Origin of the sequence: Pseudomonas sp. A214 (genome assembly GCF_900156295.1) — a bacterium.
Taxonomy (GTDB): Bacteria; Pseudomonadota; Gammaproteobacteria; order Pseudomonadales; family Pseudomonadaceae; genus Aquipseudomonas; species Aquipseudomonas rhizophila.
Window position 1 is genome coordinate 1,176,184 of sequence record NZ_LT707062.1, and the last position, 25,509, is coordinate 1,201,692.

The 25,509-nt window shown below is 62.4% G+C and carries 23 protein-coding genes; 20 read left to right on the forward strand and 3 right to left on the reverse strand.

The window, feature by feature from the left end:
• The first annotated feature begins 61 nt into the window (after positions 1–61).
• The 19 genes from hutH (BW979_RS05315) to madM all read left to right on the forward strand — a co-directional run bounded on the left by hutH (BW979_RS05315) (position 62) and on the right by madM (position 21,234).
• Positions 62–1,585 carry a histidine ammonia-lyase gene (gene hutH, locus BW979_RS05315; RefSeq protein ID WP_076383361.1) on the forward strand — a complete coding sequence of 508 codons (1,524 nt, stop codon included), beginning with the start codon at positions 62–64 and terminating at the stop codon, positions 1,583–1,585.
• Between the two features lie 115 nt (positions 1,586–1,700).
• On the forward strand, positions 1,701–3,233 hold the full coding sequence (gene hutH / locus BW979_RS05320; RefSeq protein WP_047226936.1) for a histidine ammonia-lyase: 1,533 nt from the start codon (positions 1,701–1,703) through the stop codon (positions 3,231–3,233).
• Positions 3,234–3,354: 121 nt separating this feature from the next.
• The gene (gene hutI, locus BW979_RS05325; RefSeq protein WP_047226937.1) at positions 3,355–4,557 is read left to right on the forward strand and encodes an imidazolonepropionase; all 1,203 of its coding nucleotides are present in this window, start codon (positions 3,355–3,357) and stop codon (positions 4,555–4,557) included.
• Between the two features lie 11 nt (positions 4,558–4,568).
• Positions 4,569–5,372, forward strand: a complete 804-nt coding sequence (gene hutG / locus BW979_RS05330; RefSeq protein ID WP_076383362.1) for an N-formylglutamate deformylase — start codon at positions 4,569–4,571, stop codon at positions 5,370–5,372.
• Between the two features lie 207 nt (positions 5,373–5,579).
• Positions 5,580–6,527 (forward strand): choline ABC transporter substrate-binding protein, encoded by a 948-nt coding sequence (locus BW979_RS05335; RefSeq protein WP_047226939.1) that lies wholly within the window; start codon positions 5,580–5,582, stop codon positions 6,525–6,527.
• A gap of 181 nt (positions 6,528–6,708) precedes the next feature.
• Entirely contained in the window at positions 6,709–7,623 is a 915-nt protein-coding gene (locus BW979_RS05340; protein WP_076383363.1) for an alpha/beta hydrolase, read from the forward strand.
• Positions 7,624–7,728: 105 nt separating this feature from the next.
• A complete protein-coding gene (gene pip, locus BW979_RS05345) occupies positions 7,729–8,700 on the forward strand; it encodes a prolyl aminopeptidase (RefSeq protein ID WP_047226941.1) in 972 nt (323 codons plus the stop codon).
• Positions 8,697–9,134, forward strand: coding sequence for a D-aminoacyl-tRNA deacylase (gene dtd, locus BW979_RS05350; protein ID WP_076383364.1), 438 nt, complete (start codon positions 8,697–8,699; stop codon positions 9,132–9,134). Before pip ends, dtd begins: the two co-directional genes overlap by 4 nt.
• A gap of 349 nt (positions 9,135–9,483) precedes the next feature.
• On the forward strand, positions 9,484–11,223 hold the full coding sequence (locus tag BW979_RS05355; protein WP_218277732.1) for a glucan biosynthesis protein G: 1,740 nt from the start codon (positions 9,484–9,486) through the stop codon (positions 11,221–11,223).
• On the forward strand, positions 11,216–13,786 hold the full coding sequence (gene mdoH, locus BW979_RS05360) for a glucans biosynthesis glucosyltransferase MdoH (RefSeq protein ID WP_047226943.1): 2,571 nt from the start codon (positions 11,216–11,218) through the stop codon (positions 13,784–13,786). Before BW979_RS05355 ends, mdoH begins: the two co-directional genes overlap by 8 nt.
• A 194-nt stretch (positions 13,787–13,980) precedes the next feature.
• A complete protein-coding gene (gene mdcA, locus BW979_RS05365) occupies positions 13,981–15,651 on the forward strand; it encodes a malonate decarboxylase subunit alpha (RefSeq protein ID WP_047226944.1) in 1,671 nt (556 codons plus the stop codon).
• On the forward strand, positions 15,652–16,527 hold the full coding sequence (locus tag BW979_RS05370; RefSeq protein ID WP_047226945.1) for a triphosphoribosyl-dephospho-CoA synthase: 876 nt from the start codon (positions 15,652–15,654) through the stop codon (positions 16,525–16,527).
• Positions 16,527–16,826: a malonate decarboxylase subunit delta gene (locus BW979_RS05375; protein WP_047226946.1), complete on the forward strand. Its 300-nt coding sequence runs from the start codon at positions 16,527–16,529 to the stop codon at positions 16,824–16,826. Before BW979_RS05370 ends, BW979_RS05375 begins: the two co-directional genes overlap by 1 nt.
• Positions 16,819–17,670 (forward strand): biotin-independent malonate decarboxylase subunit beta, encoded by an 852-nt coding sequence (locus BW979_RS05380; protein WP_047226947.1) that lies wholly within the window; start codon positions 16,819–16,821, stop codon positions 17,668–17,670. Before BW979_RS05375 ends, BW979_RS05380 begins: the two co-directional genes overlap by 8 nt.
• Entirely contained in the window at positions 17,667–18,470 is an 804-nt protein-coding gene (mdcE, locus tag BW979_RS05385) for a biotin-independent malonate decarboxylase subunit gamma (RefSeq protein ID WP_076383365.1), read from the forward strand. Before BW979_RS05380 ends, mdcE begins: the two co-directional genes overlap by 4 nt.
• Positions 18,464–19,087: a malonate decarboxylase holo-ACP synthase gene (locus tag BW979_RS05390; protein WP_076383366.1), complete on the forward strand. Its 624-nt coding sequence runs from the start codon at positions 18,464–18,466 to the stop codon at positions 19,085–19,087. Before mdcE ends, BW979_RS05390 begins: the two co-directional genes overlap by 7 nt.
• Positions 19,084–20,004 (forward strand): malonate decarboxylase subunit epsilon, encoded by a 921-nt coding sequence (gene mdcH, locus BW979_RS05395; protein ID WP_076383367.1) that lies wholly within the window; start codon positions 19,084–19,086, stop codon positions 20,002–20,004. The genes BW979_RS05390 and mdcH overlap by 4 nt, the downstream gene beginning before the upstream one ends.
• Positions 20,005–20,071: 67 nt before the next feature.
• Positions 20,072–20,464 carry a malonate transporter subunit MadL gene (gene madL, locus BW979_RS05400; RefSeq protein WP_047226951.1) on the forward strand — a complete coding sequence of 131 codons (393 nt, stop codon included), beginning with the start codon at positions 20,072–20,074 and terminating at the stop codon, positions 20,462–20,464.
• 5 nt (positions 20,465–20,469) lie between these two features.
• Entirely contained in the window at positions 20,470–21,234 is a 765-nt protein-coding gene (madM, locus tag BW979_RS05405) for a malonate transporter subunit MadM (protein ID WP_076386537.1), read from the forward strand.
• A 118-nt stretch (positions 21,235–21,352) separates the two neighbouring features.
• Here the strand turns inward: madM and BW979_RS05410 are convergent, their stop codons facing one another.
• Positions 21,353–22,267: a LysR family transcriptional regulator gene (locus BW979_RS05410; protein ID WP_076383368.1), complete on the reverse strand. Its 915-nt coding sequence runs from the start codon at positions 22,265–22,267 to the stop codon at positions 21,353–21,355.
• Positions 22,268–22,487: 220 nt separating this feature from the next.
• Between BW979_RS05410 and trhA the strand changes: the two genes are divergently transcribed.
• Positions 22,488–23,105, forward strand: coding sequence for a PAQR family membrane homeostasis protein TrhA (gene trhA / locus BW979_RS05415; protein WP_047226953.1), 618 nt, complete (start codon positions 22,488–22,490; stop codon positions 23,103–23,105).
• A gap of 66 nt (positions 23,106–23,171) precedes the next feature.
• On the opposite strand, the gene BW979_RS05420 is transcribed toward trhA, so the two are convergent.
• Both BW979_RS05420 and BW979_RS05425 read right to left on the reverse strand, forming a co-directional pair.
• Entirely contained in the window at positions 23,172–23,891 is a 720-nt protein-coding gene (locus tag BW979_RS05420; protein WP_076383369.1) for a 16S rRNA (uracil(1498)-N(3))-methyltransferase, read from the reverse strand.
• Positions 23,892–24,091: 200 nt separating this feature from the next.
• Positions 24,092–25,498: an adenosylmethionine--8-amino-7-oxononanoate transaminase gene (locus BW979_RS05425; RefSeq protein WP_076383370.1), complete on the reverse strand. Its 1,407-nt coding sequence runs from the start codon at positions 25,496–25,498 to the stop codon at positions 24,092–24,094.
• Positions 25,499–25,509 lie beyond the last annotated feature (11 nt).

Consider the following 25,509-nt stretch of genomic DNA (forward strand, 5'->3'; position numbering starts at 1 on the left):
CTGCTCGCGATGGCGCCGGTAAAGCTGCATCAATGTTCAGGTTATAGGCATGAGGTTGAAGATGTCCCAGGCTGAAAAAATCGTAATCGCCGACGCGCCGTTGCGTTGGCAGGATGTGGTCGCGGTCGCCCGCTTCGGTGCCGAGCTTGAGCTGTCGGCCCAGGCCTGGGCGCGGATCGACAATGCCCAGGCCATCGTCCAGCGCATCGTCGAAAGCGGCGAGCGCGCTTATGGCGTCAACACCGGCCTGGGTGCCCTGTGCAATGTCTCGCTCAAGGACGAACAGCTCAGCCAATTGTCGCGCAACACACTGCTCAGCCATGCCTGTGGCGTTGGCGCGCCGCTGGCCGATGAACAGACCCGGGCGATTGTCTGCGCGGCCATCCTCAACTACAGCCAGGGCAAGTCCGGCATTCATCGCCGGGTGGTCGAAGCCCTGCTGGCGCTGCTCAATCGCGGCATCACCCCGCAAGTGCCGTCCCAGGGTTCGGTGGGCTACCTGACCCACATGGCCCATATCAGCATCGCGTTGTTGGGCGTTGGCAATGTCAGCTATCGCGGGCAAATCGTCTCGGCGCAACAGGCTCTGGCCGCAGAGGGCTTGCAACCGGTGCAACTGGGGGCCAAGGACGGTTTGTGCCTGGTCAACGGCACGCCGTGCATGACCGGCCTCAGTTGCCTGGCCCTGGCCGATGCGACGCGGCTGCTGCAATGGGCCGACGTGATCGGCGCCATGAGCTTCGAGGCCCAGCGCGGGCAGATCGCGGCGTTCGATGCCCAGATCATCGCCCTCAAGCCGCACCCTGGCATGCAACAGGTCGGCGTCAACTTGCGGGCACTGCTGGACGGCAGCGAAGTCATCGCTTCGAGCCTGGGCATTCGCACCCAGGATGCGTTGAGCATCCGCTCGATTCCTCAGGTCCACGGTGCCGCTCGCGACCAACTGGCCCATGCCCGGCAACAGATCGAAACCGAACTCAACGCCAGCACCGATAACCCGCTGTTGTTGGGCACGCCCGAGAGCTTCCGGGTCATGTCCCAGGCCAACCCCCACGGTCAGTCGGTGGCTTTGGCGGCGGATCTGCTGGCGATTGCCATGGCCGAAATCGGCTCCATCGCCGAACGTCGTCTCGACCGTTTGATCAACCCCCACGTCAGCGGCCTGCCGGCCTTTCTGGTGGCCAACCCCGGGGTAAATTCGGGGATGATGATCGTGCAATACGTCGCCGCGTCGCTGTGTGCGGAAAATCGCCAGCTGGCCCAGCCGGCGGTGCTCGACAACTTTGTCACCTCGGGCTTGCAGGAAGATCACCTGAGCATGGGCACCAACGCCGCCCTGAAGCTGCACCGGGCGTTGGAAAACTGCACGCAGATCCTCGCCATCGAATACCTGCTGGCCGCCCAGGCTTTTGAGTTTCTCAAGACGCAACGCTTCGGTGCCGGCACTGACGTTGCCTGGAAACTGCTGCGTGAGCATGTGCCGGCCTACGACCAGGACCGCTGGCTGGCGCCGGACATCGCCAGCGCTGCCGCGCTGCTTAAAGATCCAGCCGTGTTGCACAACGCCTTACCGAATTTGAATTGATCAAAAAACCGCCAGCGTGCCAAGGCATCCACCGCCCAAAAGGCGAGGGTGACGGATAACGGAACATTCCGGAGCGACTGGCGGGTGAAAACAAAACTCTCAAAAGGAGCAATACATGACTGCCTTAAACCTGATTCCCGGCCAATTGAGCCTGGCTCAATTGCGTGACATTTATCAGCAACCCGTGACCCTGAGCCTCGACGCCAGCGCGTCGGCGCAGATCGAAGCCAGCGTCGCCTGCGTGGAGCAGATTCTCGCCGAGAATCGCACGGCCTACGGCATCAACACCGGTTTTGGTTTGCTGGCCTCGACCCGCATCGCCAGTGAAGACCTGGAAAACCTGCAACGCTCTCTGGTGCTGTCCCATGCCGCTGGCGTGGGCGAGCCGATCAGCGATGCGCTGGTGCGCTTGGTCATGGTGCTCAAGGTCAATAGTCTGAGCCGGGGTTTTTCCGGCATCCGTCGGCAGGTGATCGATGCGCTGATTGCGCTGATCAATGCCGAGGTCTATCCACACATTCCGTTGAAAGGCTCGGTCGGCGCTTCGGGTGATCTGGCGCCGCTGGCCCACATGTCCCTGGTGCTGTTGGGCGAAGGCAAGGCCCGTTACAAAGGTGAATGGTTGCCGGCTGTCGAAGCGCTGAAAGTGGCCGGCCTTGCGCCGCTGACCCTGGCTGCAAAAGAAGGACTGGCGCTGCTCAACGGCACCCAGGTGTCCACGGCGTTTGCCTTGCGTGGCCTGTTCGAAGGCGAAGACCTGTTCGCCGGCGCCCTGGCTCTGGGCAGCTTGACGGTAGAAGCGGTGCTCGGTTCGCGTTCGCCATTCGATGCGCGTATTCACGCCGCGCGCGGCCAGAAAGGCCAGATCGATGCCGCCGCTGCTTATCGCGATCTGCTGGGCGAGCGCAGCGAAGTCTCCGCTTCCCACCAGAATTGCGACAAGGTCCAGGACCCGTATTCCCTGCGCTGCCAGCCACAAGTGATGGGCGCCTGTCTGACCCAGTTCCGCCAGGCCGCCGAGGTGCTGGTGATCGAAGCCAACGCCGTGTCGGATAACCCGCTGGTGTTCGCCGCCGAGGGCGACGTGATTTCCGGTGGCAACTTCCACGCCGAGCCGGTGGCAATGGCCGCTGACAACATGGCCCTGGCAATCGCCGAAATCGGTTCGCTGAGTGAGCGGCGTATTTCGCTGATGATGGACAAGCACATGTCGCAACTACCGCCGTTTCTGGTGGCCAATGGCGGGGTGAACTCCGGCTTCATGATCGCCCAGGTCACCGCTGCTGCCCTGGCCAGTGAAAACAAGGCGCTGTCCCATCCCCATTCGGTGGACAGCCTGCCGACTTCGGCCAACCAGGAAGACCATGTGTCCATGGCCCCCGCCGCCGGTAAGCGGCTGTGGGAAATGGCCGAGAACACCCGGGGGATTCTGGCGGTGGAATGGCTGGCGGCGTGCCAGGGGCTGGATCTGCGCGGCGGTTTGAAGACCTCTGCCAAGCTGGAGCAGGCCCGCGCCCTCTTGCGCGCAGAAGTGCCGTTCTATGAGAAAGACCGGTTCTTCGCGCCGGACATCAATGCGGCGAGCGAGTTGTTGGCCAGTCGTTGCCTGAATGAACTGGTCACGGCGCAGTTGTTGCCGAGCCTGTAAGGACCTCATCGCGAGCAAGCTCGCTCCCACAGGGGGTGGTGTAGAGCCCCCGGTACACCAGAAGTCCTTGTGGGAGCGAGCCTGCTCGCGATTCGATCTTCAATAATTCGAGGAAACCGGGATGAAAACCCTCTGGCAAAACTGCCACGCCGCCACCATGGCCCAGGGCGTCTACTCGATCATCGAAGACGCCGCCATCGTCACCCACGGCGAGCTGATTCAATGGATCGGCCCGCGCGCCGAGCTGCCGGTCGGTGACTATCCGGCCGTCAACGACCTCAAGGGCGCCTGGGTCACTCCTGGGCTGATCGACTGTCACACCCACACGGTGTTCGGCGGCAACCGCAGCGGTGAATTCGAACAGCGCCTGCAGGGCGTCAGCTACGCCGAGATCGCAGCGGCCGGCGGGGGCATCGCCAGCACCGTGCGCGCTACCCGGGCCGCCAGCGAAGATGAACTGTTCAACAGCGCCGCCAAACGCCTGAAAAGCCTGATGCGCGATGGCGTGACCACGGTGGAAATCAAATCCGGCTACGGCCTGGACCTGGCCAGCGAACGCAAGATCCTGCGGGTCATCCGTCGCCTGGGTGAACAGCTGCCGGTCAGCGTGCGCAGCACGTGCCTGGCGGCCCACGCCTTGCCACCGGAATACGCTGATCGCGCCGATGACTACATCGAGCACATTTGCACCGAAATGCTCCCAGCCCTCGCCGCCGAAGGGTTGGTGGATGCGGTGGATGCATTTTGCGAGTACCTGGCGTTTTCCCCGGCGCAGGTCGAACGGGTGTTTATCACCGCCCAACAACTGGGCCTGCCGGTGAAGCTGCACGCTGAACAATTGTCGTCGCTGCACGGTTCAAGCCTGGCGGCCCGTTATCAGGCGCTGTCGGCCGATCATCTGGAATTCATGACCGAGGACGACGCCAGGGCCATGGCCGAATCCGGCACGGTGGCGGTGCTGCTGCCGGGGGCATTTTATTTCCTGCGCGAAACCCAGCTGCCGCCCATGGATGCCCTGCGCAAGCACGGGGTGAAGATCGCCGTGGCCAGCGACCTCAACCCCGGTACATCGCCGGCGCTGTCGTTGCGCTTGATGTTGAACATGGCCTGCACCTGCTTTCGCATGACCCCTGAGGAGGCCCTGGCGGGGGCGACGATTCATGCGGCCCAGGCCTTGGGCATGGCTGCCACTCACGGTTCGCTGGAAGTCGGCAAAGTCGCGGACTTTGTCGCCTGGCACATCGACCGCCCGGCCGACCTGTCGTACTGGCTGGGTGGCGATCTGGAAAAACGCGTCGTGCGTCACGGCGTGGAAATCGATTAAGGAGAACGGTTGTGGAGAAGGTCCTGAATTTCAAGCAAGGGCGCGTGCCGCTGTTGATCAGCATGCCCCACGCCGGCCTGCGCCTGACCCCGGCGGTGAAGGCTGGTTTGATCCCTGAGGCCCAGAGCTTGCCGGACACCGACTGGCATATTCCCAAGCTTTACGAGTTCGCCGCCGAACTGGGCGCCAGCACCCTGGCCGCTGAATATTCACGGTTCGTGATCGATCTGAACCGCCCCGACGATGACAAACCGATGTACGTCGGTGCCACCACCGGTTTGTATCCTTCGATCCTGTTCGATGGCGTACCATTGTTTCGCCAGGGGCTGGAGCCGTCCGCCGCGGAGCGGGCGAGTTATCTGCAACAGATCTGGGTGCCTTACCACCAGACCCTGCGGCAGGAACTGGCGCGGCTCAAGGCCGAATTCGGCTATGCCTTGCTGTTCGACGCCCACTCGATCCGTTCGGTGATCCCACACCTGTTCGACGGCAAGTTGCCGGACTTCAACCTTGGCACCTTCAACGGCGCCAGTTGCGACCCGACCCTGGCCAGCCAGCTCGAAGCCATCTGCGCCCGCCACGGCGAATTTACCCACGTGCTCAACGGACGTTTCAAGGGCGGACATATCACCCGGCACTACGGCAACCCGGCTGAGGACATCCACGCGGTGCAACTGGAACTGTGCCAGAGCACCTACATGGAAGAGTTCGAGCCGTTCAACTACCGTGCGGATCTGGCGGAACCGACCCAGGTGGTGCTCAGGGAATTGCTGGAAGGCTTGCTGGCGTGGGGGCAGCAGGCCTACAAGAAATAATGCCTGTTTCCTGGGGCTAGGGGGGGGTGGGAGCAAGCCTTGCTCCCTCAGATAGATGTGGCCTTGAGCCTCGCAGGGGAACGGTCGCCACCGTGCAAAACCGGGTCGCCACAGTTCATCTTCAGCCCCTCGACGCTGCGTAATGTTCCGGTCACGGTGCACCAAGACACCGACCTACAATAATCGCTGCCGCACGAGACCTTCCCGATGAAAAGACTGTTCAAACGCTGTCTGTCGATCCTCTGCGGTACCGCCATCCTGAGCAGCGGGGCAATGGCCGCCGAGCCGGCGTCCTGCCAGACGGTGCGCATGGGCGTGGTCAACTGGACCGACGTGATCGCCACCAGTGGCATGGCCGATGTGTTGCTCACCGGTCTGGGTTATGAAAGCAAACAGACCAGCGCCGTGCAGCAGATCATCTTCGCTGGCATTCGTGACAAGCGCCTCGATATCTTCCTGGGCTACTGGAAACCGGCGATGGACAACAACATCGCTCCGTTCCTGGCGGCCAACCAGGTGAGAGTCCTGGACCAGCCAAGCCTTGCCGATGCCCAAGCCACGCTGGCGGTGCCGGACTACGTGGCCGCAGCGGGCCTCAAGACTTTCGCCGACATCGCCCGGTTCAAGGAGCAGCTCGGCGGAAAAATCTACGGCATCGAGCCGGGCAGCGGCGCCAACACCACCATCAAGACCATGATTGAAACCAATCACTTTGGCCTCAAGGACTTCAAGCTGATCGAGTCCGGTGAGGCCGGGATGCTGGCGGCGGTGCAGCGGGCGGTGAATCGCAAGGAGTTCGTGGTGTTCGTCGGCTGGACCCCGCACCCGATGAACATCAATATGAACATCACCTACCTGACGGGCAGCGAAGACGTCTACGGCCCGAACGAAGGCGCCGCGACGGTCTCCACCGTCACCGCGCCGGACTACGCCCAGCGTTGTCCGAACGTGAACCGCTTGCTGGAAAACCTCACTTTCACCGCCGCCCAGGAAAGTCAGTTGATGGTGCCGATCATGGCGCGCAAGACACCCCAGGACGTCGCCCGGCAATGGCTGCGTGAGCACCCCGAGGATCTTCAGCGCTGGCTCACCGGGGTGACCAGTTTTGACGGCAAGGATGGCGTGGCGGCGGTGCAGGCCAGTCTCAAGAATTGACGATTAGATGATCGTGGCGAGGGGATTTATCTGTAGGAGCAAGGCTTGCCCGCGACGGCGATATGTCAGTCGACACTGATGTTGAATGTACCGCCGTCATCGCGGGCAAGCCTTGCTCTCACTTAGATCCCCTCGTCTCATAATCAGCGCCCATCCCGATCCTCTATGTTGGCGTCGTTCCATGGCTACTTATCCACTCTCCCAGGCAATGTCCGCCTTCATCGACCAAACCCTGAGCTTCAACGCCCCGGACAACAGCCTCCCTGGTCTGCGCCAGGCCTACAGCCAGATGTGCCGGGCCTTCACCCCGCCATGCCCGCAAGCGCTGGCAGTCGAGGATCTCGAGCTGGCCGGGGTAGCCGTGCGGGCTTACTGTCCTCGAAGCGCGCCGCCGTCCGAAGGCTGGCCATGCATCCTTTATCTGCACGGTGGCGGCTGGGTGGTGGGTGATCTGGACTCCCACGACTTCATCTGCATGGAACTGGCCGCGACCCTCGGCGTGCTGGTGCTGGCGGTAGATTATCGACTGGCGCCGGAGCATCCGTTCCCCGCCGGCTTTGAAGACTGCCTCGCCGTGTGGCATCACCTGGCGGCCACCCCCTTTGCCATCGACCCTCGCCGTCGGCTGGTGGCCGGTGACAGCGCCGGAGGCAATCTCGCCGCCGCGTTATGCCTGGCCTTGCGCGATGCCGGGCAAGCGCTGCCACGGGGTCAGGTGCTGATTTATCCCGCCCTCGGTGGCCCGGCCCATCTGCCCTCGCGGCGCGAATGTGCCGATGCGCCACTGTTGAGCAGCAGCGATCTGGACAGTTATCACGCCCTCTATCTGAGCGACGCTCAACCGTCTTCCCTCGCCATGCCGTTGCTCGCCGATGACCTGAGCGGCCTGCCGCCAGCGCTGGTCGTCGTGGCGCAATGGGACCCGTTGCGCGACGACGGCGTCCTTTATAGCGAGCGGCTGAACAGCGCAGGTGTGGATGCTGTGCTGTATGTCGGGGGAGGATTGGTTCACGGCTGTTTACGTGGCCGGGGCCAAGTGCCGGAGGTCGATCAGATGTATCGCACACTGCTGGCGTATCTGGCTGACACGCTTTGACTGCGCAGGGGACATGCTCATTCGGGTAATTCGGGTTTATGATGCCGGACGGCAGATTAAATAGAAGTCCCCCCAGGGATGACTCGACCCCTTACGGAGCGCGCAATGCAGACTTTGTACCCGCAGATCAAACCTCATGCCCGGCACGATCTGGCTGTCGATGACACCCACACGCTCTATGTCGATGAAAGCGGTTCCCCGGAAGGCCTGCCTGTGGTGTTCATTCACGGTGGCCCGGGTGCCGGTTGCGATGCCCAGAGCCGTCGCTACTTCGATCCGAACCTGTACCGCATCGTTACCTTCGACCAGCGCGGCTGTGGCCGCTCCACCCCTCATGCCAGCCTTGAAAACAACACCACTTGGGATCTGGTCGAAGATCTGGAGCGCATCCGCAAACATTTGGGCATCGAAAAATGGGTGCTGTTTGGCGGCTCCTGGGGCTCGACCCTGGCCTTGGCTTACGCCCAGACCCATCCCGAGCGGGTACACGGCCTGATTCTGCGTGGGATCTTTCTCTGCCGTCCGCAGGAAATCGAGTGGTTCTACCAGGCCGGCGCCAGTCGCCTGTTCCCCGATTACTGGCAGGATTACATCGCACCGATCCCCCTGGACGAGCGCGACGACCTGCTCGCTGCTTTCCACAAACGCCTGACAGGCAATGACCAGATCGCCCAGATGCACGCGGCCAAGGCCTGGTCGACCTGGGAAGGCCGTACGGCGACCCTGCGCCCGAACCCGCTGGTGGTCGATCGCTTCTCCGAGCCGCAGCGCGCGCTGTCGATTGCCCGGATCGAGTGCCACTACTTCACCAATAACGCATTCCTTGAACCCAACCAGTTGATCCGAGACATGGGCAAGATCGCCCATCTACCGGGCGTCATCGTGCACGGGCGCTACGATGTGATCTGCCCGCTGGACAATGCCTGGGAACTGCATCAGAACTGGCCCAACAGCGAACTGCAGGTGATCCGCGACGCCGGTCACGCCGCTTCGGAGCCGGGTATTACCGATGCGTTGGTGCGCGCCGCCGCCCAAATGGCCCGGCGCCTGCTCGACCTGCCGCCCGAAGAAGCATGAAGGGGCTGTTGCAACGGGTCCGCGGCGCCCGGGTCGAGGTCGCAGGGGAAGTCGTTGGCGCGGTGGACCAAGGCCTGCTGGTCCTGGTAGCGGTCGAGCCCGAGGACACCCGGGCCAGCGCCGACAAGCTGCTGCACAAGCTGCTGAACTACAGGGTGTTCAGCGACGCTGATGGCAAGATGAACCTGTCCCTGGCAGATGTCGGCGGTGGCTTGCTGTTGGTGTCGCAGTTCACCCTGGCGGCGGACACCAAAAGCGGATTACGCCCGAGCTTTTCGACGGCCGCACCTCCGGCCTTGGGCGAGGAACTCTTTGACTACCTGCTCACCCACGCGAAACAGGTGCATGGCACTGTGGCATCAGGTAGATTCGGCGCCGACATGCAGGTGCATCTGGTTAACGACGGCCCGGTAACCTTCCTGTTACAGGTCTGAAAGTGTTTGAAACATCTTTTCGGTCCTGTTTCGAGGCAAAACAGGGAGTTTTCTCGATAAATACTTTGTTACCCCTGATGCGTTGTCACGCGGGCTACTAGATAATCGCGCGCTACGGGGGACCAGCGTTCGCTGGTCCATTTGACTTAGGTAGAGACTTGTCCTGGGCCGTTTGGGGAATCATTTTGTCCCATCGGAGTCGGAACAATGCTCGCCAACTTGGCAAGAGTGGCCTGCAGGTGCGGATTTCAATGCCGATACCTTGCAGATACTTTATCTGGCCGTTGGTTTTTTGATCTGTTTTCGGCGAGGGTTGCTCGTGATTGTTAGTCCCTGTAATGCACCAAAAATGACTGCCAAACGGTTTAGAAACGCTCTGGTAGCGGGCTCGGCCCTGCTGTGCCTGTTTGGCGCGGGCCAACTGTGGGCATTCAGCCTGGATGATGTATCGGCGAAGGCTCAAGAACTGGCCGGGCAAAAATTCGAAGCCCCGCGCAGCAATCTGCCGAACGAATTCCGCGAAATGAAATTCGCTGACTATCAAAAAATCCGTTTCCGCACCGAAAAAGCCGAGTGGGCCGATCAGAAGACGCCGTTCAGGCTGTCCTTCTATCACCAAGGCATGCATTTCGACACGCCGGTGAAGATCAACGAGATCACCGCGACCACCGTCGATGAAATCAAGTATGACCCGACGCGCTTCGATTTCGGTGACGTCAAGTTCGATCCCAAGTCCACGGAGAAACTGGGCTACGCGGGTTTTCGCGTGCTGTACCCGATCAACAAGGCTGACAAGCAAGACGAAATCATGACCATGCTGGGCGCGAGCTACTTCCGCGTCATCGGCAAGGGCCAGGTTTATGGTTTGTCCGCCCGTGGCCTGGCCATCGATACCGCCCTGCCATCGGGTGAAGAATTCCCGCGCTTTCGCGAGTTCTGGATCCAGCGTCCGAAGCCGACCGATAAGCACCTGGTGATCTTCGCCCTGCTGGATTCGCCACGGGCTACCGGTGCCTATCGCATGATCCTGCGTCCGGGCACCGACACCGTCGTCGACGTGAAGTCGCGCGTGTTCCTGCGAGATCGCGTCACCAAGCTGGGCATTGCTCCGTTGACCAGCATGTTCCTGTTCGGCGCCAACCAGCCGTCCAAGATCCTGAACTACCGTCGAGAGCTGCACGACTCCAGCGGCTTGTCGATCCATGCCGGCAACGGCGAGTGGATCTGGCGCCCGTTGAACAACCCGAAACACCTGGCCGTGAGCAATTTCTCGGTAGAAAACCCGCGTGGTTTCGGCCTGCTGCAACGCGGTCGTGACTTCAGCCACTACGAAGACCTCGATGACCGCTACGACAAGCGTCCAAGTGCCTGGATCGAACCGAAAGGCGATTGGGGCAAGGGCTCCGTCGATCTGGTTGAAATTCCGACCGCTGACGAAACCAACGACAACATCGTGGCGTTCTGGAGCCCGGAAAAGCTGCCTGAGCCAGGTCAGCCGCTGGACTTCGCCTACCGCCTGCACTGGACCCTCGACGAAGCCAACCTGCATTCGCCGGACAGCGCCTGGGTCAAGCAGACCCTGCGTTCGACCGGTGACGTGAAGCAGTCCAACCTGATCCGTCAGCCGGACGGCAGCGTGGCTTATCTGGTGGACTTCGAAGGTCCTTCTCTGCAAGCCCTGCCGGAAGACGCCGAAGTGCGTAGTCAGGTGAGCGTCGGCGAAAACGGCGAGATCGTCGAGAATAATGTGCGTTACAACCCTGAAACCAAGGGCTGGCGCCTGACCCTGCGACTGAAGATCAAAGACCCGAAACAGTCCACTGAATTGCGCGCCGCGCTGGTCCGTCCGTTGGTTCCGGTTGAAGCGCCGGCCGCGTCCCATGCGGTGACCACGACCCTTGCCAAGGCTGACAAGGTCGCCAGGCAGCAGAGCGATAAGGAAACCGCGCAAGAGAAAGAGCAGGAAAAAGAAGCCAAGGCCGACAACGCGTCCACTGCCGCTGAGTCGACCCCAACCCCGCAGGAACCGGAACCGACTGAACAAGTCCTGACCGAGACCTGGAGCTATCAGTTGCCAGCCGATGAGTAATACTCCAGTACAGCCAGAGACGCTCAGCGAGTATCTGGCCCATTTGCCCATGACCGATGCGCAGCGTGCCGAGCTGGCGGGCTGCAAGTCTTTCAGCGAGTTGCACGAGCGCCTTTCGTCGTCGACTTTCGATGCACCTACCGAAGCGGCGCAAGCCTCGGTGGGCCGTCGGCTGACCCTGAGCACCGCCGAAGAACTCGAAGACGCCGAAATGCTGGCGCTCGACGCCAGCGGGCGTGTCTGTCTCAAAGCCACGCCGCCGATTCGTCGGACCAAGGTGGTACCGGAGCCGTGGCGCACCAATATCCTGGTGCGCGCCTGGCGTCGCCTGACAGGTCGCACCAACCCGCCGAAGCCACCCAAGGACGAGCGCGTGCTGCCGCACGCACGCTGGCGCACCGTGGGTTCGATCCGTCGCTATATCCTGCTGATCCTGATGCTCGGCCAGACCATCGTCGCCGGCTGGTACATGAAGGGCATCATGCCGTACCAGGGCTGGTCGTTGGTGGACTTGGACGAAGTCCTGCACCAGCCGCTGTTGCAGACCGCTACCCAGGTGCTGCCCTATGCATTGCAGACCAGCATCCTGATTCTGTTCGGGATCCTGTTCTGCTGGGTATCGGCCGGTTTCTGGACGGCGCTGATGGGTTTTCTCGAGTTGCTGACCGGTCACGACAAGTACCGCATCTCCGGTGCCAGTGCCGGCAACGAGCCAATTCCCAAGGACGCCCGCACCGCGCTGGTGATGCCGATCTGCAACGAGGACGTGCCGCGAGTGTTCGCCGGTTTGCGCGCCACGTTCGAGTCGGTTGCGGCCACCGGGGACCTGGATCGTTTCGACTTCTTCGTACTCAGCGACAGTAACGAAACCGATATCTGTGTCGCCGAGCAGCAAGCCTGGCTGGACGTCTGCCGTGAAGCCGGGGGCTTTGGCAAGATTTTCTATCGCCGCCGTCGTCGTCGCGTCAAGCGCAAGAGCGGTAACCTCGACGACTTCTGCCGTCGCTGGGGCAGTGACTACAAGTACATGGTCGTGCTCGACGCCGACAGCGTGATGAGCGGCGAGTGCCTGACCAGCCTGGTGCGCCTGATGGAAGCCACGCCGGATGCTGGCATCATCCAGACCGCGCCACGCGCCTCGGGCATGGACACGCTGTATGCGCGCATGCAGCAATTCGCCACTCGGGTGTACGGTCCGTTGTTCACCGCCGGCCTGCACTTCTGGCAGTTGGGGGAATCCCACTACTGGGGTCACAACGCGATCATCCGCATGAAGCCGTTCATCGAGCACTGCGCCCTGGCGCCGTTGCCTGGTAAAGGGGCGTTCGCCGGGGCCATCCTGTCCCACGACTTCGTTGAAGCAGCGCTGATGCGCCGTGCCGGCTGGGGCGTCTGGATTGCCTATGACTTGCCGGGCAGCTATGAAGAGTTGCCGCCGAACCTGCTGGACGAACTCAAGCGTGACCGTCGCTGGTGCCACGGTAACCTGATGAACTTCCGGCTGTTCCTGGTCAAGGGCATGCACCCGGTGCATCGCGCGGTATTCCTGACCGGCGTGATGTCCTATCTGTCGGCACCGCTGTGGTTCTTCTTCCTGGTGCTATCCACCGCGCTGCTGGCGGTGAACACGCTGATGGAACCGCAATACTTCCTCGAGCCACGCCAGTTGTACCCGTTGTGGCCGCAGTGGCATCCGGAAAAAGCCATCGCGCTGTTCTCCACCACCATCGTGTTGCTGTTCCTGCCCAAGCTGCTGAGCATCATCCTGATCTGGGCCAAGGGCGCGAAAGAGTTTGGTGGCAAGTTCAAGGTAACGATGTCGATGCTGCTGGAGATGTTGTTCTCCATGCTGCTGGCGCCGGTGCGGATGATTTTCCACACCCGCTTCGTGCTCGCCGCCTTCCTGGGTTGGGCCGCTACCTGGAATTCACCCAAGCGTGACGACGACTCCACGCCCTGGAGCGAAGCCGTCAAGCGCCACGGCCCGCAAACCCTGCTGGGCTTCTTCTGGGCCTTGCTGGTGATCTGGCTGAACCCGAGCTTTTTGTGGTGGTTGGTGCCGATCGTCGGTTCGCTGATGCTGTCGATTCCGGTGTCGGTGATCTCCAGCCGAGTGGGCCTTGGCTTGAAGTCCCGTGATGAAAGCCTGTTCCTGATCCCCGAGGAATACGCACCGCCACAGGAACTGCTGTCGACTGACCAGTACACTCATGAAAACCGTTGGCACGCGCTGAACGACGGTTTCATCCGCGCAGTGGTCGATCCGCAACAGAACGCCCTGGCCTTTGCGCTGGCCACCTCGCGTCACGGCCAGGCCGAGCCGATCGAATGGCTGCGGATCGAACGGGTTCGTCATGCCCTCAAGGTTGGCCCGGCGGGCCTGAACAACAGCGAGCGACTGGCGCTGCTGAGCGACCCGGTGGCCCTGTCCCGCCTGCATGAGCAGGTCTGGAGCGAGGGGCATACCGAATGGCTGTCGGCGTGGCGTGCATCGGTCAAGGCCGATCCCCACGCTCCGTTACTGCCGCTTCAGCCCATGAGCGCACAGCCTCAACTGGCCTGATACGCAAAAAGCCCCGCTTCTGAAAGGAAGCGGGGCTTTTTGTTGGGGGCTGTTTGAGTATGTGAATACCGCCCGAATGGACCCTATGCGCAGACCATTACCCTAACCGTAATAGTTCGCCACTTAGCTTGATTGATGCCCGCGCCACAACACTCCTAATGTGACCCCCACGACAGCGAACCCGTGGAGTGGTCATGACAACAACAATATCCCCCGACTCGCGCTGGACGCGGCGGCGTTGCGAAAAGCAGCGGCGTCTCGAGCTGGTGAAGGGGCTTGCCGACGGTGTGGTGTTGCCCACCGACAAGATCGTCGCGGCGCTGGAGGCGTTGATCCTTCCGGGCGATCGCGTGGTGCTGGAAGGCAATAACCAGAAGCAGGCGGATTTCCTGTCACGCTCTCTGGCCAAAGTCGACCCGGCGAAGCTGCACGACCTGCACATGATCATGCCCAGCGTCGGTCGCTCCGAACACCTGGACCTGTTCGAACGCGGCATTGCCCGCAAGCTGGATTTTTCCTTCGCCGGCACCCAGAGCCTGCGCATCAGCCAGTTGCTCGAAGACGGTCTGCTGGAAGTCGGCGCGATCCACACCTACATCGAGCTCTATGCCCGGTTGGTGGTGGACCTGATTCCCAACGTGGTGCTCTCGGCCGGGTTCATGGCCGACCGTGCCGGCAATATCTACACCGGCCCCAGCACCGAAGATACCCCCGCGCTGATCGAGCCGGCGGCCTTCAGCGATGGCATCGTCATCGTCCAGGTCAACCAATTGGTGGACGATGTCAGCGACCTGCCACGGGTTGATATCCCGGCGTCCTGGGTCGATTTCGTGGTGGTGGCCGACAAGCCGTTCTACATCGAACCGTTGTTCACTCGCGACCCGCGCCATATCAAGCCGGTGCATGTGTTGATGGCGATGATGGCCATCCGTGGGATCTACGAAAAACACAACGTCCAGTCCCTCAATCACGGCATCGGGTTCAACACCGCCGCCATCGAGCTGATCCTGCCGACCTACGGCGAGTCCCTCGGCCTGAAGGGCAAGATCTGCCGTAACTGGACCCTCAATCCTCATCCAACCCTGATTCCGGCCATCGAAAGCGGCTGGGTCGAAAGCGTGCATTGCTTTGGCACCGAACTGGGCATGGAAAACTACATCGCCGCGCGGCCGGACGTGTTCTTCACCGGTCATGACGGCTCGCTGCGCTCCAACCGCATGGTCTGCCAACTGGCCGGGCAATACGCGGTGGACCTGTTCATCGGCGCCACTTTGCAGGTGGACGGTGACGGACATTCTTCGACGGTGACCCGTGGCCGACTGGCCGGTTTCGGCGGTGCGCCGAACATGGGCCACGACCCGCGGGGGCGCCGTCACGGCACGCCGGCCTGGCTCGACATGCGCCACGGCGATGGTGAGGCGCCGCTGCTTGAGCGCGGCAAGAAACTGGTGGTGCAGATGGTCGAGACCTTCCAGGAGGGCGGCAAACCCACCTTCGTCGAAACCCTCGACGCGGTGGAGGTGGCGAAAAAAGCCGGCATGCCCCTGGCACCGATCATGATCTACGGCGACGACGTCACCCATTTGCTCACCGAAGAAGGCATCGCCTACCTGTACAAGGCCCGCTCGCTGGAAGAGCGTCAGGCAATGATCGCGGCCGTGGCCGGGGTCACTGCCATCGGTTTGCGCCATAACCCGAAAGACACTGCCCGTATGCGCCGCGAAGGCTTGATTGCCCTGCCTGAAGACCTCGGCATTCGTCGCACCGATGCCACCCGCGAGTTGCTCGCCGCCAAGAGCGTGGCCGATCTGGTGGAGTGGTCCGGTGGTCTCTACAACCCGCCCGCCAAGTTCAGGAGTTGGTAAATGCACGCCTTCAACCTGCAACCGAAAAAATTGTCCTTGGCCGAGCGCTTGGCGGATATGGCCGTGGACGCGCTGATCGACGAAGCCGACCTGTCACCCAAACCGGCCCTGGTGGATCGGCGCGGCAATGGCGCCCACACTGATCTGCACTTGGGGCTGATGCACGCTTCGGCGCTGTCGCTGTGGCCGGCATTCAAGGAAATGGCCGACGCCGCCCTTGAATGCGGCGAGATCGGCCTGCCGTTGCGCGAAGCCCTTGGGCGGATCGGCCGTGAGGGGGAAGCGGCGATGCTCGCTACCACCGATGGTGTGAACACCCACCGCGGCGCGATCTGGGCGTTGGGGTTGTTGGTAGCTGCGGCCGCGCTGGAACCTGAATCCAGCGTCGCCAGCGCCGTCACTTTACGTGCCGCCCGCCTGGCCTTGCTTAACGATCGCTACGCCCCCAAACCTTTCAGCCATGGCGCTCAAGTGGCCCAACGCTACGGCGTGCGCGGTGCCCGGGAAGAAGCGCAACTGGCGTTCCCGGCCGTCACCGGCCTGGGCCTGCCACAACTCAAGCGCAGTCGCGCGGCGGGGGCGGGAGAACAGAACGCCCGGCTCGATGCCTTGTTGGCGATCATGACGACGTTGGCCGACACCTGCGTGCTCTACCGCGCCGGTGAGCCGGGTTTGCAGGCCATGCAGCACGGTGCCAGAGCGGTGCTCGACGCCGGTGGCAGTGCCAGCCTGGGCGGTCGTCGCCAGTTGCATGCGCTGGACCAACAACTGATTGCCATGAACGCCTCGCCCGGCGGCGCTGCTGACTTGCTCGCCGCCTGCCTGTTCCTCGACCGTATCGAGCGCGGCGATGGCCTCTTCCCAGGAGTGTGCTGATGCAAACCTTATCCTTTGAATTTCCCGCCGGGCAGCCGCCACGGGGCCGGGCGCTGGTGGGCTGTGTCGGCTCGGGCGACCTGGAAGTGCTGATCGAGCCGGGCCTGGCGGGCAAGTTGACCATTCAGGTGCAGACCTCGGTCAACGGCAGTGAACAACGCTGGCAACACCTGTTCGCCCGCATGTTCGACGGCCAGATGCCGCCGGCCCTGGCGATCGACATCCACGATTTCGGCGCCACCCCCGGGGTGGTGCGTTTGCGCCTGGAACAGGGCTTCGAGGAGATCGGCCATGACTGACAGCGCCGCGTTGCTCAATAAACACAGCTTCGTCGAGCTGGGTGCCCGGCAACGGGCCAAGGCCTTGCTGGATAACGGTTCGTTCCGTGAACTGCTCGACCCCTTCCAGCGAGTCATGTCGCCGTGGCTGCTGCGCCAGGGCGTGGTGCCGCAAAGCGACGACGGTGTGGTGATCGCCAAGGGTTTGCTGGATGGCCTGCCGGTGGTGATCGCGGCCATCGAAGGCGCGTTCCAGGGCGGCAGCCTTGGCGAAGTCGGCGGGGCGAAGATCGCCGGCGCGCTGGAGCTGGCCGCTGAAGACAACCGCAAGGGCATCCCGACCCGCGCCGTGTTGCTGCTGGAAACCGGCGGCGTGCGTCTGCAAGAGGCCAATCTGGGGCTGGCGGCGATTGCCGAGATTCATTCGGCGATTGTCGACTTGCGCCAGTACCAGCCCGTTATCGGTGTGGTGGCCGGCAGCGTCGGTTGTTTTGGCGGCATGTCCATCGCCGCCGGGCTGTGCAGCTATCTGCTGGTGACCCAGGAAGCGCGACTGGGCCTGAACGGTCCGCAAGTGATCGAGCAGGAAGCCGGGATCGACGAGTACGACTCGCGTGATCGGCCGTTCATCTGGAGCCTGACCGGCGGTGAGCAACGCTTCGCCACCGGGTTGGTGGACCGCTATGTGGCTGATGACGTGGCGCAGATCCGCGAGCAAGTCAGCCAGTTGTTGCAGTTGGGTGTACCCGCCGAGCACCGCAGCGGTCAGGCCGAAGTGTTCCTGCAACGTTTGGCCCGACTGGACACTGAAGTGCAAATCGAACCGGCCGCGGTTCGCCAGCTGTATCAGGGAGAACGCCCATGAATTCGTATTCGTTGAGAGGCTTGCGCTGGTTCGAGGCTCTGAGCGACGGCGCCACGCCGTTGGCAGGATTGCCCGCTTCTCTGAAAGTGGCCGACGTCACGCTGGGCGAGCAGAACGTGCGGCTGTTGGCCGTCGTGGCCGATCCCGATAGCCGTTTCCCTCGTGCCCGCAACGGCGAAGTCGGTTTGCTGGAAGGCTGGGGCTTGGCCAAGGCCGTGGATGAGGCTATTGACGCCGACCGTGATGCGTCCAGCAAGCGCGCGCTGATTGCCATCGTCGATGTGCCGAGCCAGGCCTATGGTCGTCGCGAAGAAGCCCTCGGCATTCATCAGGCCCTGGCCGGTGCCGCAGACAGTTATGCCCGAGCGCGGCTGGCCGGGCATCCGGTGATTGGTTTGCTGGTGGGCAAGGCGATGTCCGGGGCGTTCCTGGCCCACGGTTATCAGGCCAACCGGCTGATCGCCTTGCGTGATCCGGGCGTGATGGTCCACGCCATGGGCAAGGCCTCGGCGGCGCGGGTAACCCTGCGCAGCGTCGAAGAGCTTGAAGCCCTGGCCGCCAGCGTGCCGCCGATGGCCTACGACATCGACAGTTTCTCCAGCCTCGGTTTGCTCTGGGAAACCCTGTCGGTGGAGCAGATCGAACAGCCAAACGCGGCGGATCTGGCACGGGTCAGGGATTGTCTGCAACAGGCGATCAACGAAGTGGCAGGTGCGCCTCGGGACCTGAGCAGCCGTCTCGGGGCGACGCATCGTGCGGCTTCCAGCACCGTTCGCCAATTGTTGAGAGCGCAGTGGTGAGCACCTTCCTGGCCCACGACCTGCTATGGGGAATGACTCCACAGGCGTTGCCTGCGGATGCGCCGGCGTGGGTCATTGAGTCCTTGAGCCTTGAGCAGCCGGTGGTGGTGCGGCGAGCGATCACCGCGCCGGGACAAATTGCCGTGGGCGTGCGAGGCGTCTCGCGGGAACAGCGTTACGCCACGTCGATGCCGGTGGCGGCGATCCAGCGCCGGGTGCGCCCGGAGGACCTTTGCCATGTCGCATTGCGCCGTGAATTGCCGGCGTTGCAGGCGCTCGCTCAAGTGCGGCCGATGCTGGATGCCAGCGGCTGGATCTGGGGCGTCAGCGGCAGCGCCGGATTTGAACTGGCCAGTGGCATCCAGGCGCTGCATGCACGCAGCGATCTGGACTTGATCCTGCGCACACCGGATCCGCTGGATCGTATCCAGGCCAGGGATTTGTTGGCACAACTGGACGGTTCGACGTGCGCCGTGGACATGCAACTGCAAACCCCCTTCGGCGCCGTCGCCCTGCGCGAGTGGGCCGGCTCGGCGCGGCGGGTATTGCTCAAGGATAATCTTCAGGCGCGTCTGGTGACCGATCCATGGCAACCGGCGCTGGAGCAAGTGGCGTGAGCAGCCTTTTGGTATTCCCCGGCCAGGGTGCGCAGCGAGCGGGCATGCTCCAGGGCGTGTCGCCGCAACTGCTGGAACTGGCCTGTGAAGTGCTGGGCGAAAACGTACGACAGCTGGACAGCACCGAGGCGTTGCAATCGACCCGAGCCGTACAACTGTGTCTGTTGATCGCCGGTGTCGCGGCGGCCCGGCAATTGTTGGAACAGGCACCTGTGCCGGATTACGTCGCGGGCCTGTCCATCGGCGCGTACCCGGCGGCGGTGGTGGCTGGTGCGCTGGGGTTCGATGATGCATTGCGCCTGGTCAGCCTGCGTGGCGAACTGATGCAGCAGGCGTATCCGCGAGGCTACGGCATGACGGCGATCATCGGCCTTGATCTGGCGACAGTGGAGGCGTTGCTCGCGCAGGTACACAGCGCCATGACGCCGGTTTACCTGGCCAACATCAATGCCGATAACCAGGTGGTCATCGCTGGCAGTGACGAGGCCATGGCCAGCGTTGCCGAGAGAGCACGCCGCCAGGGCGCCGCGAAAGCGTGTCGGCTGGCGGTGAGCGTACCGTCCCACTGCCCGTTGCTGGAGGTCCCGGCCCGGGCGTTGGCCCAGGTGTTTGCCGACGTGTCGTTGAAAGCGCCCGCTTTGGGTTATCTGAGCGGCAGTCGTGCCCGGCCCGTGGTGAACACCGACGCCTTGCGTGAGGACCTGGCCTTCAACATGTGCCGCGTGGTGGATTGGCGCGGCACCGTGCAAAGCGCCTACGAGCGAGGCGTGCGGTTACAGATCGAACTGCCACCCGGTGCGGTTTTGACGGGACTGGCGCGTCGGGTGTTCGAGCAGGGCACCGTCATTGCCTTCGACGGTGCGCGCCTGGACACCTTGCAGACGCTGCTCAGAGAGGAGGGACGCCGCCGACCCTAAACCACCGACTCAAGCTGGCGAAGCACAAAAACAACAACTTCGACGATGCACTTTGAGGACTACAACAATGATTATTTACGGTGTGGCGTTTTTGGCCTTTTGTACCCTGGCGGGTATTTTCATCGGTGAGCTGCTGGGCAAACTGATCGGCGTGCCGGCCAACGTCGGCGGTGTCGGCATTGCGATGCTGCTGTTGATCGGCCTGGGCAGTTACCTGAGCAAACGCGGCCTGTTCAAGGGCAAATCCGAAGCCGGCGTGGAATTCTGGAGTGCGATCTACATTCCTATCGTGGTCGCGATGGCGGCCCAGCAAAACGTCTATGGCGCGCTCAAGGGCGGGCCAATGGCGATTCTGGCTGGGACCCTGGCGGTGGTGATTGCCTTTGCGATGGTGCCGGTGCTGGTGCGCATCGGCAACAAAGGGCCTGAAACCGATGTTTCCGCCAAGACAGTCGGGTGATTGCCATGTACGAATCAATGATGAAAGTGATCACCGGCTACGGTCTGCTCAGTGGCTTTGCGATTGTCGGCATCACCATGTGGGTGTCGTACTGGATCAGCGACACGTTCACCAAGGGCCGCCTGCACGGTTCGGCCATCGCGATTCTCCTGGGGTTGGTGCTGTCGTACATCGGCGGTGCGATGACCGGCGGGCAGAAGGGTGTAGTAGACATTCCGCTGCTCTCGGGCATCGGCCTGCTGGGCGGCGCCATGCTGCGTGACTTCGCCATTGTCGCCACGGCGTTTGGGGTGAGTGTCGAGGAGCTCAAGCGCGCTGGTTTCGTCGGGGTGCTGGCGTTGTTCGTCGGGGTGGCCACCTCGTTCATCGCCGGTGTCGGAGTGGCGATGGCCTTCGGTTACACCGACGCGGTGAGCCTGACCACCATCGGCGCCGGAGCGGTGACCTACATCGTCGGGCCGGTCACTGGCGCGGCGATCGGTGCCAGTTCCGAGGTGATGGCGCTGTCCATCGCCGCCGGTTTGATCAAGGCGATCCTGGTGATGGTGGCGACGCCGTTCGTGGCACCCTTTATTGGCCTTAACAATCCGCGCAGTGCGGTGATCTTTGGCGGGTTGATGGGCACTTCCAGCGGCGTGGCCGGCGGCCTGGCGGCCACCGATCCGAAACTGGTGCCGTATGGTTGCCTGACGGCGGCGTTCTACACGGCGCTCGGGTGCTTGCTCGGGCCTTCGCTGTTGTATCTGATCATGCGGGGGTTGTTGGGCTAAGGCTTTGAATTTTCGCTGAGCGGGCTGTCCTCATCGCGAGCAGGCTCGCTCCCACATTGGATCGGTGTTCACCATCCTGTGTGGGAGCGAGGCTGCTCGCGATGAAGGTGACTGGGTCTCAAGTCTGGCGATTGGCATACATCCGGCACTCCGCCAGCAACGCCAGCAAATTCGGATCGCGCTCCTTGGCCTTCAGGAATACCACGCCGATGTGCTGCTGCAGCCGATACTTTTCCTGCAACGGGATCAGTTTCACCCGGTTTTCATACACCGCCGCAATCCGTCCCGGCAGCAAGGCATAACCGACCCCGGAGCTGACCATGCTCAGCAGGGTGAAGATGTCGTTGACCTGCATCGCCACCTTCGGCTCGAACCCCGCCTGCTTGAACACTCGATTACCATCCTGATGGGTGGCGAAGCCCTGGGTGAGGGTGATGAAGGTCTCGTTGCACACTTCGGCCAGGTCCACTTCACTGCGTTGGGCGAAGGCGGAATCGGCTGGCGTGGCGAGAAAAATGTCGTCTGAAAACAGCTCGATATGCTCGCAGTCAGGGTCGTTCACGCTGTCGTCCAGGGAGATCAGGATGGCGTCCACCTCCATGTTCTTGAGCTTGTACAGCAGGTCGATGTTCGAGCCCAGGATCAGGTCGATGTTCAGTTCGCTGCGGCGGATCTTCAGGCCCATGATCAACTGCGGCACGGTCTTGACCGTCAGTGAATACAGCGAGCCGAGCTTGAACCGCTCCGCGGAAAACCCGGCGGCTTCACGGGTCAGGCGCACGCTTTCGATCACGTCCTGAATCAGCTTCTGTGTGCGTTCTTCCAGCACGTAAGCGCTTTCCAGGGGGGTGAGGTTGCGGCCCTCGTGCTTGAACAACGGGCAACGCAAGGCGCTTTCCAACGAGTGAATGGCCCGGTGTACGCTGACGTTGCTGGTCTGCAACTCGGCCGCCGCCCGCGCAAGATTGCCGGTGCGCATGAACGCCAGGAACACCTCGAGTTTTTTCAGGGTCAATTCTTCGTCGATCAGCATGGGGTGGACTCTTATTCGTATCGCCCGATTGTGCCCCAATCGGTAGGAGGATGTTGATCTGTGGGAGCAAAGCTTGCTCGCGATGCAGGCGACTAGGCTCCTGAGGCACCGCGTTATCTTCATCGCGGGCAAGCCTTGCTCCCACAGAGAGCTAAACATTGCACTTTGTAGCGCCAAGCCTGAGCCTTGGCGTCTGTTTTGGAATGTGAGGTGGGACTGGATGTATCACGGAGAGCGACTCAACGCCTGGACCCACCTGGTCGGGGCGGTGGCGGCTTTTATCGGGGCGGTGTGGTTGCTGGTAATTGCCGGGATGACGGGCGATGCGTGGAAAATCGTCAGCGTGGCGATCTACGGTTTCACCTTGCTGGTGCTGTACAGCGCTTCGACGGTTTACCACAGTGTGCGCGGGCGCAAGAAAGCAATCATGCAGAAGGTCGATCACTTTTCGATCTATCTGCTGATCGCCGGCAGCTATACGCCGTTCTGCCTGGTCACCCTGCGCGGGCCGTGGGGCTGGACCTTGTTCGGGATTGTCTGGGGGCTGGCGCTGATCGGGATCTTGCAGGAGATCAAGCCGCGCTCTGAAGCACGAATCCTGTCGATCGTGATCTACGCGGTGATGGGCTGGATCGTGCTGGTGGCGGTCAAACCGTTATTGGCCGCCTTGGGCAGCGCCGGCTTTGCCTGGCTGGCTTCGGGTGGTGTGTTGTACACCGTCGGCATTGTCTTTTTCGCGCTGGACCATCGGTTGCGGCACGCCCATGGCATCTGGCATCTGTTCGTGATCGCCGGCAGTTTGCTGCATTTTGTGGCGATCTTGTTCTATGTGCTCTAGCTCATAACCACCGCTGGTCCTGTGGGAGGGAGCAGGCTCGCTCCCACACGGCTTCTTCATTCGACTTTAGAAATCCCCCCACAGCTGCTGTGCCACGGCCAGTGCCACCACCGGTGCGGTTTCAGTGCGCAGCACGCGCGGGCCGAGGCGGGCGGCGTGGTAGCCGGCGGTCTTGGCCTGTTCAACTTCGGCATCCGACAAACCGCCCTCGGGGCCGATCAGGAAGGCCAGGCTCGACGGTCTGGCATGGCTGACCAGCGGCTCGGCCACCGGGTGCAGCACCAGTTTCAGTTCGGCGTCGGTTTGCTTCAGCCAGTCGGCCAGTAGCAGCGGCGGGTGGATCACCGGCACGGTGGAGCGCCCGCACTGCTCGCAAGCGCTGATCGCCACCTGGCGCCAGTGCAGCAGGCGTTTGTCGGCGCGTTCGTCCTTGAGGCGCACTTCGCAGCGCTCGCTGAAAATCGGCGTGATCTCGTTGACGCCCAGTTCGGTAGCTTTCTGGATCGCCCAGTCCATGCGCTCGCCCCGGGACAGGCCCTGACCGAGGTGGATGCGCAAGGGCGATTCAACCTGCCCGGCGAATTGTTCGTTCAACTGCACAAGCACGCGTTTTTTGCCGACTTCGGCCAGGGTGCCGCGAAACTCCTGGCCAGAGCCGTCGAACACCTGCACCGCATCGCCCTCGGCCATGCGCAGCACCCGACCGATGTAGTGGGCCTGGGCTTCGGGCAGTTCGTGAGCGCCGAGGCTGAGGGGGGCGTCGATGAAGAAGCGGGACAGTCTCATTTCGAATCTCTGAAAAAGTTAAACCTGTGGCGAGGGGATTTAGCGAAACGTCGCACCGCCCCGCTGGGCTGCGAAGCAACCCCAAATGCTTACAACGCGATTTGCCTGAAGTATCGGAGTGTCCGGTTTTAGGGCTGCTGCGCAGCCCAGCGGGGATAAATCCCCTCGCCACAACAGTATTCCAACAAGAACACCGGGGTTTAACCCGGATCACGGAAACCGGGATGAAAATCCTTCGGCACCGCCACGCTGACCTTGTCCCGGGTGGCGATGTCGATGCCCTCGCTGGCCACTTCAGCCAGGAAGTCGATTTGCTCGGGGGTGATGACATACGGCGGCAGGAAATACACCACGCTGCCCAGCGGCCGCAGCAATGCGCCGCGCTCCAGAGCATGCTGGAACACCGTCAGACCGCGACGTTCCTGCCATGGGTAAGCGGTCTTGCTCGCCTTGTCCTTGACCATCTCGATGGCCAGGACCATGCCGGTCTGGCGCACTTCGGCCACGTTCGGGTGATCGGCCAGGTGCGCGGTGGCGCTTGCCATGCGTTGGGCGAGGGCCTTGTTGTTTTCGATGACGTTGTCTTCTTCGAAGATATCCAGCGTCGCCAGGGCCGCTGCGCAGGCCAACGGGTTGCCCGTGTAGCTGTGGGAATGCAGGAAGGCGCGCAGGGTCGGGTAGTCGTCGTAGAACGCGCTGTAGACCTCATCGGTCGTCACGCACGCCGCCAGCGGCAGGTAGCCGCCGGTCAGGGCCTTGGACAAACAAAGGAAGTCCGGGGTGATACCGGCCTGTTCACAGGCGAACATCGTGCCGGTGCGGCCGAAGCCGACGGCGATTTCGTCGTGGATCAGGTGCACGCCATAGCGGTCGCAAGCCTCGCGCAGCAGTTTCAGGTACACCGGGTGATACATGCGCATGCCACCGGCGCCCTGGATCAGCGGCTCGACGATTACGGCGGCCACGGTGTCGTGGTGTTCGGCCAAGGTCTGTTCCATGGCCGCGAACAGATTGCGCGAATGCTCTTCCCAGCTCATGCCTTCGGGGCGGAGGTAGCAATCGGGGCTCGGCACTTTGATCGTGTCCAGCAGCAACGCCTTGTAGGTTTCGGTGAACAGCGGCACGTCGCCCACCGACATCGCGGCGATGGTTTCGCCGTGGTAGCTGTTGCTCAGGGTGACGAAGCGCTTCTTGGCCGGCTGGCCACGATTGATCCAGTAGTGAAAGCTCATCTTCATCGCCACTTCGATGCAGGACGAGCCGTTATCGGCGTAGAAACACCGGGTCAGGCCTTCAGGCGTCATCTTCACCAGGCGCTCGGACAGTTCGATCACCGGCTGGTGACTGAAGCCGGCGAGGATCACATGCTCCAGTTGATCGACCTGGTCCTTGATGCGCTGGTTGATCCGCGGGTTGGCATGGCCGAACACGTTGACCCACCAGGAACTGACGGCATCGAGGTAGCGCTTGCCTTCGAAGTCTTCCAGCCACACGCCTTCACCGCGCTTGATCGGGATCAGCGGCAGCTTTTCGTGGTCTTTCATCTGGGTGCAGGGATGCCATAGCACCGCGAGATCGCGTTGCATCCACTGGTTATTCAGGCCCATATACAGTCTCC

Coding starts and splice junctions, on each gene's coding strand:
- hutH (WP_076383361.1), top strand. CDS start 62: ATGTCCCAGGCTGAAAAAATCGTAATCGCCGACGCGCCGTTGCGTTGG.
- hutH (WP_047226936.1), top strand. CDS start 1,701: ATGACTGCCTTAAACCTGATTCCCGGCCAATTGAGCCTGGCTCAATTG.
- hutI (WP_047226937.1), top strand. CDS start 3,355: ATGAAAACCCTCTGGCAAAACTGCCACGCCGCCACCATGGCCCAGGGC.
- BW979_RS05335 (WP_047226939.1), top strand. CDS start 5,580: ATGAAAAGACTGTTCAAACGCTGTCTGTCGATCCTCTGCGGTACCGCC.
- BW979_RS05340 (WP_076383363.1), top strand. CDS start 6,709: ATGGCTACTTATCCACTCTCCCAGGCAATGTCCGCCTTCATCGACCAA.
- pip (WP_047226941.1), top strand. CDS start 7,729: ATGCAGACTTTGTACCCGCAGATCAAACCTCATGCCCGGCACGATCTG.
- dtd (WP_076383364.1), top strand. CDS start 8,697: ATGAAGGGGCTGTTGCAACGGGTCCGCGGCGCCCGGGTCGAGGTCGCA.
- BW979_RS05355 (WP_218277732.1), top strand. CDS start 9,484: ATGACTGCCAAACGGTTTAGAAACGCTCTGGTAGCGGGCTCGGCCCTG.
- mdoH (WP_047226943.1), top strand. CDS start 11,216: ATGAGTAATACTCCAGTACAGCCAGAGACGCTCAGCGAGTATCTGGCC.
- mdcA (WP_047226944.1), top strand. CDS start 13,981: ATGACAACAACAATATCCCCCGACTCGCGCTGGACGCGGCGGCGTTGC.
- BW979_RS05370 (WP_047226945.1), top strand. CDS start 15,652: ATGCACGCCTTCAACCTGCAACCGAAAAAATTGTCCTTGGCCGAGCGC.
- BW979_RS05375 (WP_047226946.1), top strand. CDS start 16,527: ATGCAAACCTTATCCTTTGAATTTCCCGCCGGGCAGCCGCCACGGGGC.
- BW979_RS05380 (WP_047226947.1), top strand. CDS start 16,819: ATGACTGACAGCGCCGCGTTGCTCAATAAACACAGCTTCGTCGAGCTG.
- mdcE (WP_076383365.1), top strand. CDS start 17,667: ATGAATTCGTATTCGTTGAGAGGCTTGCGCTGGTTCGAGGCTCTGAGC.
- madL (WP_047226951.1), top strand. CDS start 20,072: ATGATTATTTACGGTGTGGCGTTTTTGGCCTTTTGTACCCTGGCGGGT.
- madM (WP_076386537.1), top strand. CDS start 20,470: ATGTACGAATCAATGATGAAAGTGATCACCGGCTACGGTCTGCTCAGT.
- BW979_RS05410 (WP_076383368.1), bottom strand. CDS start 22,267: ATGCTGATCGACGAAGAATTGACCCTGAAAAAACTCGAGGTGTTCCTG.
- trhA (WP_047226953.1), top strand. CDS start 22,488: ATGTATCACGGAGAGCGACTCAACGCCTGGACCCACCTGGTCGGGGCG.
- BW979_RS05420 (WP_076383369.1), bottom strand. CDS start 23,891: ATGAGACTGTCCCGCTTCTTCATCGACGCCCCCCTCAGCCTCGGCGCT.
- BW979_RS05425 (WP_076383370.1), bottom strand. CDS start 25,498: ATGGGCCTGAATAACCAGTGGATGCAACGCGATCTCGCGGTGCTATGG.